The 13,176-nt window shown below is 55.3% G+C and carries 16 protein-coding genes and 1 tRNA gene; 16 read left to right on the top strand and 1 reads right to left on the bottom strand.

The genetic code is table 11. The features are described from left to right. Positions 1-283: 283 nt before the first annotated feature. From H8K11_00490 to H8K11_00465, 6 genes are all read left to right on the top strand, one after another. Entirely contained in the window at positions 284-1,162 is an 879-nt protein-coding gene (locus tag H8K11_00490; GenBank protein ID MCS6262209.1) for a tRNA (adenine-N1)-methyltransferase, read from the top strand. Further along, positions 1,159-1,920, top strand: coding sequence for an SDR family oxidoreductase (locus H8K11_00485; protein ID MCS6262208.1), 762 nt, complete (start codon positions 1,159-1,161; stop codon positions 1,918-1,920). The genes H8K11_00490 and H8K11_00485 overlap by 4 nt, the downstream gene beginning before the upstream one ends. A gap of 90 nt (positions 1,921-2,010) precedes the next feature. Beyond that, positions 2,011-2,346: a hypothetical protein gene (locus H8K11_00480; protein ID MCS6262207.1), complete on the top strand. Its 336-nt coding sequence runs from the start codon at positions 2,011-2,013 to the stop codon at positions 2,344-2,346. 13 nt (positions 2,347-2,359) lie between these two features. Next, positions 2,360-3,214, top strand: coding sequence for a shikimate dehydrogenase (locus H8K11_00475; GenBank protein MCS6262206.1), 855 nt, complete (start codon positions 2,360-2,362; stop codon positions 3,212-3,214). A gap of 54 nt (positions 3,215-3,268) precedes the next feature. Then, entirely contained in the window at positions 3,269-3,799 is a 531-nt protein-coding gene (locus H8K11_00470) for a shikimate kinase (GenBank protein ID MCS6262205.1), read from the top strand. 85 nt (positions 3,800-3,884) lie between these two features. Next, positions 3,885-3,961, top strand: a tRNA-Arg gene (locus H8K11_00465). 87 nt (positions 3,962-4,048) lie between these two features. On the opposite strand, the gene H8K11_00460 is transcribed toward H8K11_00465, so the two are convergent. Then, positions 4,049-4,210, bottom strand: a complete 162-nt coding sequence (locus H8K11_00460; GenBank protein ID MCS6262204.1) for a hypothetical protein — start codon at positions 4,208-4,210, stop codon at positions 4,049-4,051. A 244-nt stretch (positions 4,211-4,454) separates the two neighbouring features. Here H8K11_00460 and H8K11_00455 point away from each other — a divergent pair, with 244 nt between their 5' ends. The 10 genes from H8K11_00455 to H8K11_00410 all read left to right on the top strand — a co-directional run bounded on the left by H8K11_00455 (position 4,455) and on the right by H8K11_00410 (position 13,138). Beyond that, a complete protein-coding gene (locus tag H8K11_00455; protein MCS6262203.1) occupies positions 4,455-4,715 on the top strand; it encodes a type II toxin-antitoxin system RelB/DinJ family antitoxin in 261 nt (86 codons plus the stop codon). A gap of 182 nt (positions 4,716-4,897) precedes the next feature. Next, positions 4,898-5,173, top strand: coding sequence for a type II toxin-antitoxin system YafQ family toxin (locus H8K11_00450; GenBank protein MCS6262202.1), 276 nt, complete (start codon positions 4,898-4,900; stop codon positions 5,171-5,173). 778 nt (positions 5,174-5,951) lie between these two features. Further along, entirely contained in the window at positions 5,952-6,524 is a 573-nt protein-coding gene (locus H8K11_00445) for a hypothetical protein (GenBank protein ID MCS6262201.1), read from the top strand. Continuing rightward, positions 6,511-7,479 carry a DUF2971 domain-containing protein gene (locus H8K11_00440; protein ID MCS6262200.1) on the top strand — a complete coding sequence of 323 codons (969 nt, stop codon included), beginning with the start codon at positions 6,511-6,513 and terminating at the stop codon, positions 7,477-7,479. The genes H8K11_00445 and H8K11_00440 overlap by 14 nt, the downstream gene beginning before the upstream one ends. Before the next feature lie 54 nt (positions 7,480-7,533). Then, positions 7,534-8,457 carry a hypothetical protein gene (locus H8K11_00435; protein ID MCS6262199.1) on the top strand — a complete coding sequence of 308 codons (924 nt, stop codon included), beginning with the start codon at positions 7,534-7,536 and terminating at the stop codon, positions 8,455-8,457. A gap of 204 nt (positions 8,458-8,661) precedes the next feature. Next, on the top strand, positions 8,662-8,853 hold the full coding sequence (locus H8K11_00430) for a hypothetical protein (protein MCS6262198.1): 192 nt from the start codon (positions 8,662-8,664) through the stop codon (positions 8,851-8,853). Further along, positions 8,837-9,760: a S49 family peptidase gene (locus H8K11_00425; protein MCS6262197.1), complete on the top strand. Its 924-nt coding sequence runs from the start codon at positions 8,837-8,839 to the stop codon at positions 9,758-9,760. Before H8K11_00430 ends, H8K11_00425 begins: the two co-directional genes overlap by 17 nt. Before the next feature lie 768 nt (positions 9,761-10,528). Next, positions 10,529-11,239 (top strand): OmpA family protein, encoded by a 711-nt coding sequence (locus tag H8K11_00420; protein ID MCS6262196.1) that lies wholly within the window; start codon positions 10,529-10,531, stop codon positions 11,237-11,239. A 323-nt stretch (positions 11,240-11,562) separates the two neighbouring features. Beyond that, positions 11,563-11,727, top strand: coding sequence for a hypothetical protein (locus H8K11_00415; GenBank protein ID MCS6262195.1), 165 nt, complete (start codon positions 11,563-11,565; stop codon positions 11,725-11,727). A 19-nt stretch (positions 11,728-11,746) separates the two neighbouring features. After that, on the top strand, positions 11,747-13,138 hold the full coding sequence (locus H8K11_00410; GenBank protein ID MCS6262194.1) for a DUF3422 family protein: 1,392 nt from the start codon (positions 11,747-11,749) through the stop codon (positions 13,136-13,138). The last annotated feature ends 38 nt before the right edge of the window (positions 13,139-13,176 follow it).

The raw sequence follows: 13,176 nt of genomic DNA, 5'->3' as shown, positions 1-13,176 counted from the left end.
TCCCCGTCCTGGGGAGGTTCGCTTATGGTACAGCTTGGAGAGGCTGCCTGTTCCACTACTACATTAGAGACAGGGGGGTAAGAAAAGGATTCGCCGTCGTTCGTCCCTGCTCTCGACTCATTCACTCAGTGGTATTACGAGACAGCGGGCAATCCGGATTGCCCATGGGACGAGATAGGGCCGCTCCTCGCAGTGTCAAGAGGCGCGGCGAAGCGGCCTGCCGGAAGCGCGTCACCGGTGATTCGGTTGAAAACCCGTCGGCAGTCTCCTAGAATGCCGGACTATGTCACAACTACAAAACGGCGAACGTGTTCATCTGGTCGACAAAAAGGGCCGGCAATATGCCCTGACATTGAAAGCCGGGGATATCTATCACTTCAGCGGCGAAACGATTCCGCACGATGAGCTCATCGGCAAGCCGGACGGCACCGTGGTGACCCTCTCGAAGGGCAAACGGTTTCTCGCGCTCCGGCCGACCTTCGGGGAATATGTCCTGAAAATGCCTCGCGGGGCGCAGGTACTCTATCCCAAAGACCTGTCGTTGATCCCGATGTGGGCGGATGTCTATCCCGGCGCGCGGGTCTTCGAGGCCGGAACCGGGTCCGGAGCGCTCACCATGGCGTTGTTGCGCGCCGTGGGGCCGACCGGCCTGGTCGTCACCTACGAAGCCCGTGACGATTTTGCCCGTACGGCATTGACCAACATCGAACGCTATATGGGGCCCGTGTCTACCCTCATGCCCTGTCGCAAGAATGCCTACGAGGGCATCGATGTGCTGGAAGACGGCCGCTTGTTCGATCGTCTGGTGCTGGATTTGCCGGAACCCTGGCAGGTGGTGCCGCATGCGGCGAAAGTCCTGCGCTCGGGCGGCATTTATTTGAGTTTCGTGCCGACCATCCCCCAGGTCATGCAAACCGTGGATGCACTGGAGCGCACGTCGGTATTCGGCATGATCGAAACCTTTGAAACGTTGTTGCGGACCTGGTCGATTCAGGGGCGGAGTGTCCGGCCCGATCATCGTATGGTGGCGCATTCGGGTTTCCTGACCGTCGCAAGAAAGGTCGAAGAGGGCTGGTGGTCTCGTCCGAACAAAACGGTCGAGGCAGAGGCCACCGGCGAGCAGGAGAACGAAGCGCACGAGGGGGAGGACGCACAGGCATGAATCGGTTACAGGGGAAAGTGGCCATTATTACAGGTGGCAATGCAGGGATCGGCGAAGCCATCGCCAAGTTGTTTGCGGACGAAGGTGCGCACGTCGTCGTCACTGGCCGCCGGAAAGAGGAACTCGACCGGGTGGTGAAAGGCATCGGGGTGAACGGCGGGCGAGCGCTGGCAGTCGCCGGGTCCGTTACGGATGAAGCGCATGTGCAGGATGTGGTCGCGCAGACGATACGTACCTTCGGCAAGCTGCATATTCTGGTGAACAACGCCGGAATCGGTGATTTCGGCAAACGGCTCCACGAAATGGACGATGCCACCTGGGCGAAGGTGCTGGACATCAATCTCACGGGGGTCTTTCGGATGACCCGCGCAGTTCTTCCTGAGCTGTTGAAGGGCGGGGGCGGTTCGATCATCAACATTTCCACCGTGGCGAGCCTGGTCGGGATCCGCGGTCTGTCGGCCTATGCCGCGTCCAAAGGCGGCCTGGACTCGTTGACGCGGTCCATCGCGGTCGATTATGCACAGGACAACATCCGCTGCAACGTCATGAATCCCGGTCTGGTGGATACGCCCATGGCAGCGCCCTTAATGGCCGATCCTGCCAGCCTGGAACCGATCATGGCCCAGTACGCCATCCGTCGCCCCGGCAAGCCGGAAGAAGTAGCGAAGATGGCGCTCTACCTTGCATCCGACGAGGCCACCTGGGTGACCGGAGCGACGTTCCCTATCGATGGAGGTATGACCATCAGCAAGGGGTAAGCAAAAGAAGGCGACCGCTCTGCTGCAGCGGAGGGCAACGACTCGGGAAGAGTGCTGTGGCACCTGGTTGCCGGAAGCAAGGAGGCGATCATGAGTGGCATGTCACGTATGAGCGCAGTTGTGGTTCCGGCTCTCTTCTTGGCTGCCGTCTTGTCAGGATTGCTGGAATCAAGCGTGGAGCCAGTGCGAGCGGAAGGTGGGACGGAATTCGTGGGCACGATCGTGTCGGTGGATGCGACATCCGGAAAATTCGCCGTCAAGAAAGACGGCGGAGGAAGCCGGTTTACCTTCGTTGCCAATGAAAAAACCCATTTCGACGGTGGGGCGAAGGCCGTGAAGGATCTGAAGAAAGACGATCATGTGGCGGTGATGTATCAGGTGCAAGGATCTCAGTATGTGGCCCTGAACGTCGCACTCAAGAAGTAGAAGGTTCTTGCGTATGGACATCACGACTCAGACTCAATGGTGCGGCATCATCGGCAATCCGGTCGAACATTCCCTCTCGCCGGCGATTCACAATGCGGCCTTTCAGAAGATGGGGCTGGATCTGGTCTACCTGGCGTTTCGGGTGGAAGCCCTCGGCGATGCGCTGAAAGGGGTGCGGGCCTTGGGGAATGCGCGAGGATTCAGCGTGACGATTCCTCACAAAGTGGCGGCGATTCCGTTCCTCGATGAAGTCGAGCCCACCGCCAAGCATATCGGAGCGATCAATACCATCGTCGTGGAAGAGGGCAAGCTCAAGGGCTACAACACGGACGCGTCCGGGGCGTTGCGCGCGTTGAAAGAAGGCGGGGCGTTGCTCGACGGGCATCGGGTCTTGATCCTGGGCTCCGGGGGCGCAGCCCGAGCGATTGCCTTCGCGCTGGCGACCGGGACGGGCATCGCCGGGTTGACGATCCTGGGAATCGAAGAGGTTGAGCGGCAGAAATTGGTAAAGGATTTGCGAGAGAAGACGAACATCCCTATCGAGGATGGTCCGCTCACGCTCGACACGCTTCGGAACTGGGTGCCGCATGTGCGCACCTTGATCCACTGCACGCCGGTCGGGATGTCGCCTCGGGTGGAGGAGTCCTGTGTGCCGACGAATCTCTTCAGGCCCGAACTGACGGTGATGGACATTGTCTACAATCCGCGCGAAACGAAGCTGCTGCAGGAAGCAAAGGCGGCCGGCTGCCGGACGATTTCCGGTTTGGAGATGTTCCTCAACCAGGCCGTGTTGCAATTCGAACTGTGGACGAAGCAGCCGGCCCCGGCCGATGTCATGCGACGGGTTCTGGAGTCTCGCTTTGGTTAGGACAGCGGTCGGCCTCCCGCAGCAGGAACCCGCACAACATCCTCGTGTCAGGGCATGGATCCTCGCATGAATCTCGTGTTGATCGGATACCGTGGGACCGGCAAGAGCACGGTCGGAAAGGTGCTGGCGCGCAAGCTGGGTCGTACCGTGGTGTCGACCGATGCCGAGATCGTGAAGCGGGCACAACTGTCCGTGCCTGAGATCGTCAAACAGTTCGGGTGGGAGCATTTTCGCGACTTGGAGTCGGCCGTCTGCCGTGATTTTGCTGCGCGGGACCAGCTGATCATCGATACCGGCGGCGGTGCCATTCTGCGGCCGGAAAATGTGGAGGCGTTGCGACGAACCGGGACACTGGTCTGGCTCACCGCGACCGTGGAGACGATCACGCGTCGGATCGGCGGTGATACCCAGCGCCCGTCATTGACGGGCACGAAGTCCTTCACGGAGGAAATACGGGACGTGTTGAACGAGCGCACACCCAAGTATCAGGCGGCCGCCAACCACGTCGTGTCCACCGACGGCGTCTCGACTGCCGAGGTCGCCTCACGCATTCTGCAGCTGATACCCCGTGGGTCAACCGGCTGAAGATCGAGCTTGTTGCCTGTGTCCGTCACCGTTGGGCTCCGCGTTTCTTGACATCCCCTCGGTAACATGGTTCTTATACCGGCGCGCGCCCGTAGCTCAATTGGATAGAGCATCGGACTTCGGATCCGAGGGTTGGGGGTTCAAGTCCCTCCGGGCGCACCATAGAATCAATAGATTGCATCTCCCTCTGCCGTTCTTCCTCTTCACTGGTCACGGTTTTGGTCACGGTTCCAGCCAGACTCCCTCGATTCACTGCGTCTCGAAGATGTGGTAGCCCGCATTATTCATGAGCACTTCTGCTGCAATCGCCGATTCACTGCTGCGACGGGCCTTCGGCCGGCGGGCTCGCCCCTCCGGTCCGGCCGCCTCACCAACTCGGCGGCGCGCACAGACGTGGCGCTCTGTATTCATCGCGCCGTGCGCCCCTCGACGTACTGCACGAGTACGCCTTGGGTCCTCCCGGCTCCGCGCGCCGGTCTCCCAACGTGACTCGGCGATTTCGCGACGAACCGTCATGAATAATGCGGGCTGAGGCAAGGTGGGCATACCGAAGCGTCGTCTCAATGTCGCGGTGCCAGCGGCGGATCTCCCGGCTATCATTATTGACTTGTACGACAAATGGCGTACATTCGGACGCATGAGAAAGGCTGCACACATATCAAAGTCACACCGGATTAATACCCGTATCGATGGAGGCCTCAAAAAGAGAGCCGTGAAGATTTTCGATCGCCTGGGCCTCACTGAAGCCGAAGCTATCCGCCTGTTCTATGCTCAGGTCGAACTCCATCAGGGAATTCCATTCCCTGTCACCGTTCCAAACGCCACGACCATTGCCGCCCTGGACGAAACGAACAAGCCGGAGAAACTCCCTTCCTTTAAGACCTTCCGCGCCCTCAGAAACCATACGGGCGTATAAACCTTGCTCATCCTCAAGCCCACTTCTCGGTTTCTCAAAGACCTGAAGGTAGGAGTCTGTCCGAGTCATGCCATTCTGCTGCGGCAAACGAGCTGCCGGCATCTGCGTCGTTCTCGGCCCGAAACAATCCTCAACGTATTCCCGTGAATACGCCTCCGGTTGTTTCGCGCCTGCAGCCTCGCATCTACCAGCCGCTCCTTCGCCTCGCAACGAAGGATGCCTCGGACAGACTCCTAGCCAAAAAACGAGGGCAGGATATCGACGACCTCGAGGACATCATTGACCTCCTACAATTTCGAAAGGTTTTGCCCGTCAGAAATAGAGACCATGCCCTCTCCGGCAATTGGAAACATCACCGGGAATGCCACGTTGCTCCCGACTGGCTCCTGATTTACAGAACCGATGATGAATTCCTGTACCTGGAGCGTACCGGCTCACATGCCGACCTGTTCGAGTAATTGTGTCAGGTCGTCTCACATGTGTGAGAACGTGTTGGCCTCGGTGTTGGACACCGTTACGTAGAGAGCTCTCTCGCCCGCCACTGAGTGCATCGGTTCATTGTGAAGCTCTGGATTTGTCACGCGAGCATGGCTGCCTCACTCCTACTCATGTTCAGTCTTCAATAGCAGTGTGTTCCCCTTCGAATCCGGGGCTGAGGGTTTAAATCTCTCCGGACTCACCAGCAATCACTTTCTTCGGTGTTCGCCTCTAGCTTTCGCTCTCACGTGAGGGAGTGCGAGCGGTCTCGCCTCACGATAATCGATCAGATCAGTCGCGCCCTCTCACCCGGCCACGTCCGTCACGGGTGAGAGGAAAGAATGGTCCTTCCTTGTACCAGGCGGCGATGCGTCAGCTTGGCGGCCGTCCGGGGTGATTGTTGGTTACACAGACAGAGAAGAGAACAGGGATACTGAAACCATGGTGAGATTGGTCACGCAAAGACTCCGCCCAACGAGGCCGCCCGGCCGTTCCGGACCAATGGACCGGACGGCCGGGGGGATCGGGGGCGCAGCCCCCGCTTCACTTGATCTATATGGTCAAAGTAGGACGACACTTCGCTTAAGTTCGCCGATCGATCAAGAGCGGACTGGTCTTTAAATTAACGAAATTCCGCTGTAAGACGCCTCGAAATTAATGTTTAAGGGCGCTATAGTCTGGCTTCCAGGATCAGCAGGATTCTAGACTAACTTCTCCCTTTTAATTATTGCGTCCCGACCTTAGAAGACGGCGCTCATCATGTCTTGGATACCAGCAGCACAATATGAGGCCTTGATTGGCGGTATCTTGTATCGAAATGTGGCTCAACCTATTGTGTGCAATGGTAAACAGATAATTTTCGTCGCTCGTAATATAGAAACGGGCCATCTTGGCATAAGTCTGGAATTATTCCAGCAGGACCGATCACCTATTGCCTGTGTGACCAACAATGCGGTCACGCTTCACAATGCTGCAGACTATGTGGCGTTGGGAGGTAGAAATAGAACATCAGTGGTTCATAAGGAAAGCGGTAGGATTTGGTTCGATTTGAAGTGCACACCAGGCGGTCGTGAATATGAACTTTCTGTTTCCTGCCTTCTCTTCTCTGAGTCTGGATATCCGATCATACTGCATCCGGACAGAAGCAAGTTTGGCGTGGCGAACGATAATAAGGCGCCAAACATATCAATGCTTACCCTAACTACGCAGCCAGGTAACAGCGCAGGTGCAATTGGCCTCGACAATGGTGCGCTGTATCTACTTGGTATGGCTATAGAAAATTATCGTATAGGCGTTGAAATTATGCACTCGGCAGACAATGCAGCTAACTGAAAATGAACAGAAGCTGTTAGATGACCTAATCCAAAATGTTTTGGGAGCATGGTCGCGGCATCATGAGCAGGTGCCGCATGTGCTCTATCATTACACTTCGGCAGATGGACTAATCGGAATACTTAGTAGCAAAAGTATTTGGCTGACCGATCTGCGGTACATGAACGATCTATCGGAATTGCAATATTCTAAAGCACTCGTAGAGAAGAGGCTGGCCCTGCAGCTGGAGGCTCCAGGGTTGAGCGACATTCAGAAGACTTTTATTCGACGGATTGGGACGAGTTTTGATCCTTTTCACGCTGGGTACTCTGTCTTTTCGGCTTCCTTCTGCGAGGAAGGGAATCTTCTTAGTCAATGGCGAGCATACAGAGGTCGCGGTGGTGGCTATGCTATTGGGTTTGATTTTTTTCATCTATTGCGTCTTCTGAGTAGGCACTGTGTTTTGCGTAGAGTTATGTATGGTGAATCCGAGCAGGTGACGGTGATTGATTCTGTCATAAAAGAGTTTCTGCGCGTTCTCGATAATGATGAAAATAAACTATTGAATCTCAAAGAGACCGAAAGTTCATTCCTTCCAGCTCTGTGCCAAGCCTTCAGTTCAACCATAGGTGAGCTGATGTTCTCTTTCAAACATCCAGATTTTAAAGAGGAGCGTGAATGGCGCTTAGTTCACTTTGCCAGTGCTTCGCCGACATCTCATAGGGGTAATGATCTCCCAAAATTTCGGAGTTACGACGGAAACATAATCCCGTACTATACCGTTCAGCTCGACAAGGCGATCGCGTTATCTCTCGAAGATACGTATGGTTATGCTTTTCCTGTAGTTGAATTAATGATTGGACCAACGATAAATGCGGATCTGAATCAAGAGTCAGTCAAACTGCTTCTCCTTTCTTTAAATCCAGACATTGCTCCAAAAATAAGTCGTTCCGGCATTCCGCTCAGATGGCTCTAGTCGTAGTCGGTTAGGGGTAAGCTGCGAAATGTTAGCTATGTTTTGGAGATTAGTATGGAAGTAGACGACAGAAGAGTCTGGAAAATGCCTTTGAAATCAGGCCGGGAGGATTTCGACAAGGACCATCATAAAGTCGATCGAGCAAGAGAATTTTGTTTCGTCAATGCTTGGGTTGGTATTGGCTGGCACTGCGACTCACTATCTGACAATTTACAGGATCCTAAGGTTTACGGAGAGGCACTTACAACGGATCCCAAAAATGGTCCCGCAGCCCGTTCTGCGCACAGGGCTTTGGCCGTGATAATGCAACCAGGCGATTTTGTTTGGTGCCGTGCTAAGGGAGATATCTACTGGTTGGGCAAAGTAGAAGGCCCATGGAGATATCAGAATTCAGGCTATTTTAAAGAGTTTGACCTTTATCAGGTGAGAAAATGCCGATGGAAAAAGGTTGGGCCTGCGGACACAGTTCCTGGTCCTGTCAAGAATGCCTATGCTGGGCGTGGCTCCGCCATTTCTCAAATTCAGAGGGAACGTGATGCTGTCATTCATATGAGCCTTTCCATTTGGGAGAAGTTGACCGGCGAGGCATTTGAAAATTCTGCTTTCAAATCGGCAAAAGTGTCACTCTCTGCCATAGGGCACGACGACTTAGAGGATTTGGTCGCGTTGTACCTGCAAGCTGAAATGGGATGGTACCTCGTCCCAAGTACAGCCAAACGCTCAACCCCACTTACAGAATTTGTACTTCGGAACTCGGAAGGCAAGCGTGCGTATGTACAGGTAAAGAGCGGGGAAACTCATCTTGCATCAGTCGACGTGCCTACGGAGGTTGACAAATTTTTTTTGTTCGACCTCAACCCTAAAAATTTACATTCAACCAACTACAAGGTTGAGCGTATTGATGCATTGAAACTAATAGATTTTCTTAGAACGCATACATTTCTACTGCCGGACTATATGCAGGGAATTGTTTGGTGAAAGGTGTAGCCTTCGAGTCTCTGATCGCTGTTCTCCAGGATACCCTCTAGGGTCTTTCTCACCTGGAGTCTCAGTATTTTTCGGAGAATACGATCAAATTGTTGCTGAAGCCCAACAATCATTTTATGCTCTGCAGCATGACGATGGTGTTATGCAGGCCCGCACTGATAAGCTGGGAAAATTGGGTACGTCGGAGGTGACGAGATGAAAACCCGCACAATTGAGGAGATCGAGAAAGCCTTCTGTGAGATGGGTATGACAAAAGAGACCTGGGGACGTACAGGAGCATCAGAAATGGGTTTCTCCGCAGACCCGCCGCCCTCTCCGCAGGTTTTTATCCGCATTGAAACGACGACCATTCCCTTGGAGGAGACGACCGATGCCCACCTGGCATAGCCTCCTTCAAGAGATCAAAGCACGTGGATCAACTTTCGACGTTATTCGGCGCGAGAGGCTCAAGACCCTTTCCAAGGTAACCCGTAGAAACGTCATCATTTACTATTCTGGCTGGCTTCAAAAGCCAAAGCTCCTCGGGACCCAGGTTAGTGATGCCGACAAGAATGGCTTCATGACCGTGATTCACGGACTCGACAGAACTAAGGGACTCGATCTCATTCTCCATACGCCGGGCGGCGAGACTGCAGCAACCGAGTCTCTTGTCGTATATCTCCGGTCGATGTTTGCTTCCGATATTCGAGCCATCGTGCCTGAGCTTGCGATGTCCGCAGGTACAATGATCGCCTGTGCGTGCAAGGAAATTGTTATGGGCAAGCACTCGAGTCTGGGACCAATCGATCCTCAATTTGGCGGAATAGCAGCGCATGGAGTTGTCGAGGAATTCAACCGTGCGCACGCCGAAATTAAAGCCGACCAAAGCAGAGCGTTTGTTTGGCAACCTATCATCGCTAAGTACTCGCCGACCCTCATTGGGGAATGCGAGAAGGCTATCCAATGGTCAAACGAGATGGCGAGAGAGTGGCTTGTCACGGGAATGCTTAGTAGTGACAGCGACAGAAACGCGAAATCAGAGCGCATCGTTAAAGAACTAGGGGATCACGCACTCACGAAATCGCATGCGAGGCATCTATCTCCAAACCGTTGTAGAGATATGGGGCTCAAAGTACTCATGCTGGAAGACGACCAGCGTCTTCAGGATGCTGTGCTGTCCGTTCATCATGCCTGCATGTTGACGCTTGCTGGGACGGGGGCATTTAAGATCATCGAGAACCATAAAGGCGTCGCATCGGTGTCTGTTGCGCAACAGGTACTGATGCAGGGGCCGGCGCAGATGCCTCTTGAATAAGTGGCATCTCAACGAAAATCTCCTTGTGGGTGGCTGTTCACTGGCTACCGGTTCCTCTCCTTTTGTTCTCGATCGGGAATCTTGGGCAGTCCCAACAGGGGGGAGCGAACGCAGTCATCCCTGCCCCCTCTGAGGACCTCGGTCGAGCTGTAAATTTGCATTGCTAGCATCTGGCCTACTGTCTGTCTACAGCGTCTCACACGGACAAAGATCAGGGAGCGCGCTCGTACTATAATGGCGGAATCTGGTCACGGTTTTGGTCACGGTTCGGTCCCGGTTTTGGCCACGATCACAGGTATGCCTCAGTCGTCCTTCATCCGCATGGTCTGACACAAAAGCCCTTGTTCTATAAAGAGAACATGTCCATCTGTCCTCCCTGATCGCTGTCTGTCTCTAATGTAGTTTGTCCGCCTTCGGATCCGAGGATTGGGGGTTCAAGTCCCTCCGGGCGCACCAAGCAGCACAGACATCTTCCTCTCACGTCCACATTCATAGCTTCCTACTGTCCTCAGTTCATCCCCTGCTTCTCCTAGCAGGTCATGTTTCCGCGTTGTTGGCCACGCTCCGCACGATTGCCTCTCAGAATGCCTGAAAATAGGCGATTTATTTCAGTTGTCACGGGCGGGTGTCACCCGGAGTTTGCTAGATAACTGCACGAAATGACGATGATTTATGGCTCGCCCATGCGGAATCCTGAGGAATTTTATGCCGGTGCTATATTTGTAACGTCAGGCAGACGTTACACCCCAGCGTGAAGGAGTAAGGTTCATGAAGTACCGTGGCGCATCGCAACTGATGATGGGCGGAATGGCAATGGTTCTGTTAGCGGCACCAGGCTGTAGCAATATGAAGTGGTTTCAGTCGGGCTCCGATGATCAGTCCATGTCTCAGGAGGGCCGTTCCGGGAGCGAGTATGCGAAGCGCGACGGTGCGCGAGATGGACAGTATCCTTCCCTCGGCCGGGAAGAGGGGATGACGGAGTCGGAGGGAGGGAAGCTGCGTGGATTCTCGCCGCTGGTGAACGGCCAGATTTCCGGGGAAGAGCGACTCAGCCGGAGCAATATCGGCAATATGTTGGTGCCGGTCGATCGCGATGAGAAGTGGTATGCCGAGATTCGACGGGAAGAAGCTGCGGCGATGGAAGCCGGGCTCAAAGATGTCTTCTACGGATACGACCGATACAGCGTGTCGGACAACGACGGCGTGGCGTCCCTGACCACCAACGCCGATTGGCTAAAGGAGAATCCCAAGGCGCTCCTCAAGATCTCCGGGCACTGCGACGAGCGTGGGACCCACGATTACAACCTGGTGCTCGGCGAAAAACGAGCCAAGGCGGCGAAGAGTTTCCTGGTCGATCTGGGCGTCAATGCGAAGCAGGTGGCGATTGTCTCGTATGGCAAGGATCGCCCCTTCTGTGCCGACCACGACGAGGCCTGCCATCAACAGAATCGGCGCGGCCACATGTTGCTGCGTAAATAATCGAGCGGTCCCGGCGCCTTCCCGCGAGTGGGCGTCGGGACCAGGTTTCCAGGCGCCGCGTAGCCAGCTCGACTTCCCCTTCCTGCCCCCGATTCCGCATTGTTTTCCCTCCGAGCCGGATCTGCCGCCCACACCTCTAAAACCGTTGCGAGCGTCTTCTTCAACAGCCGTCGGACCAGTTTCCGGGGGGTGGGTCGTCCCGTTCGCCCGGGTTCTGTTTCCTTGGGGTGAGACAGAAGGGTGACAATACGCGGGAGCTTATGGTATTGAGCCACAGCAGGTGACAGACTTTCTGCCCCCTAATTCGCCGAAGGAGTACGATTGTGAACCAGCGCTTTGGAATTACCGTGAAATTCTTGATTTCAGCCGATTCACCCGAAGAGGCTGAAGAGATCATTGAGTCGGCCTGTGAAAAGATGGCGACATCCATTCATGAAGGGGATGTGAGCTACGAAGGCATCGAAGACATTGAAGAGGAAGATGAGTAGTGACGGAGCGCCGGGTGTTATGACGGATCACGTGGAGCCTTCCGGAACAGATTCCCGCCCGCCGGGATTTTTGAACCGGATCCATCAATCCAATAAACAGTATCTCCCGCAGTGGCTCGGTGTTCCGGCCCATATTCACCATGTGGCGTATCGCATGGCCAATCCGCCGGTGGAACGCCCCAATAGCCGCCGGGAGTTCCAGCAGCTCCTGCAGGCCCTGGAGATTTCCGAAGGCGCCATCGAGGACCGGTTCGGCTACGGGTTTAAAGTCGCGACCAACGGTGACCGTCTCGTCGTCGTGTGGGAAGCCCACACGGAGTATTACAGTTACCAGGTGTGGCATGTCGTCCGTGACGCGACCACCCCGCTCGATTTCGGGCCGATCACGTTTCCCGGCTACATGATGCCGCTGAGCCCGCTCGGCATCCGCGTGAATGCGCTCGACCTGTTATTTTTGCCGCAAGAGCTGCCGCTGGAGCAGGAACTTCCGGCGCGGCTGCCCGGCGCCATGGTCTATGGCAGCCGTATCCTGGGCGACGACATCGTGGCGGTCACGAGTTTCACGCCGGACGAGTTCGACCGGGAACGGTATCTGATCTGTTCGACCTCCGAACAAGCGCTTCGGCAACAGGTCGCCAAAATCGTGGATACGATCGTTGCCATCGAGAACTATTACCACCTCGTGATGTTGCCGATGAAGGCGTTTTCACGCGCCGTCGATCAAATCCATGACTATGAGCAGCGACATCTCTATCAACGGGCCGTCTTGATCGAGCAGCTCGGCGGAACGACCCCGCCGACCATGCAGAAATGGCTGACGGTCCTGACCCAAGACCTCTTACAGGTGAGCCGGCTGGCGGAGTCGATGCGGTACAGGCTCTCCGCCTCGGTGCCGTACGACCGCATCGTGCAGAGCAACCTCGCGGCGTTGCAGGAGCGACCTTACCCGCCGCTCCGGCAGATCTCAGAGTATGTGAGCTGGAAAATCACCGGCGTGACCGAGGGCTACCAGCAGTTGCTCCGGCGTATCGATGCCATGGAGAAGGATTTTGAAGCGACGGTGGCCGTGCTTCGGACGCATATCGAACTGCGGCTGCAGGAGCAGAATATCCAATTGCAGGATCAGAACATGAAGCTGCTGATCAGTGTGGACTCCACCACGCGGGCCCAGGCAATCCTGCAGCGCACGGTCGAGAGTCTGTCAGTGATCGTGATTACCTACTACCTGACGGGCTTGGGAAGTTACGTGCTGAAGGCCTGTTACGAGATGGGCTGGCTGAAGAATGCGAATGTGGCGACGGCGATCTTCGTTCCGATCGCGTTTGCGACGTCCTTCACCCTCATGACCGTGGGCCGGAAAATTATCGTCAAGCGGATGGCCGATTCCGCCAAGGATCCGGCAGGGCACTGAGCTCTATCCCCCGCATCTCCCGACTTCTTATCCTATCG

Source organism: Nitrospira sp., from assembly GCA_024998565.1.
In the GTDB taxonomy this organism is placed as follows: Bacteria; Nitrospirota; Nitrospiria; order Nitrospirales; family Nitrospiraceae; genus Nitrospira_A.
Note: the sequence above shows the minus strand (reverse complement) of the source record. Positions and strands in the feature narration are given on the sequence as shown.

Bases quoted from the DNA above. Each gene is read 5' to 3' on its own strand.
- H8K11_00490 (MCS6262209.1), top strand. From the start codon at position 284: ATGTCACAACTACAAAACGGCGAACGTGTTCATCTGGTCGACAAAAAG.
- H8K11_00485 (MCS6262208.1), top strand. From the start codon at position 1,159: ATGAATCGGTTACAGGGGAAAGTGGCCATTATTACAGGTGGCAATGCA.
- H8K11_00480 (MCS6262207.1), top strand. From the start codon at position 2,011: ATGAGTGGCATGTCACGTATGAGCGCAGTTGTGGTTCCGGCTCTCTTC.
- H8K11_00475 (MCS6262206.1), top strand. From the start codon at position 2,360: ATGGACATCACGACTCAGACTCAATGGTGCGGCATCATCGGCAATCCG.
- H8K11_00470 (MCS6262205.1), top strand. From the start codon at position 3,269: ATGGATCCTCGCATGAATCTCGTGTTGATCGGATACCGTGGGACCGGC.
- H8K11_00460 (MCS6262204.1), bottom strand. From the start codon at position 4,210: ATGAATACAGAGCGCCACGTCTGTGCGCGCCGCCGAGTTGGTGAGGCG.
- H8K11_00445 (MCS6262201.1), top strand. From the start codon at position 5,952: ATGTCTTGGATACCAGCAGCACAATATGAGGCCTTGATTGGCGGTATC.
- H8K11_00440 (MCS6262200.1), top strand. From the start codon at position 6,511: ATGCAGCTAACTGAAAATGAACAGAAGCTGTTAGATGACCTAATCCAA.
- H8K11_00435 (MCS6262199.1), top strand. From the start codon at position 7,534: ATGGAAGTAGACGACAGAAGAGTCTGGAAAATGCCTTTGAAATCAGGC.
- H8K11_00430 (MCS6262198.1), top strand. From the start codon at position 8,662: ATGAAAACCCGCACAATTGAGGAGATCGAGAAAGCCTTCTGTGAGATG.
- H8K11_00425 (MCS6262197.1), top strand. From the start codon at position 8,837: ATGCCCACCTGGCATAGCCTCCTTCAAGAGATCAAAGCACGTGGATCA.
- H8K11_00420 (MCS6262196.1), top strand. From the start codon at position 10,529: ATGAAGTACCGTGGCGCATCGCAACTGATGATGGGCGGAATGGCAATG.
- H8K11_00410 (MCS6262194.1), top strand. From the start codon at position 11,747: ATGACGGATCACGTGGAGCCTTCCGGAACAGATTCCCGCCCGCCGGGA.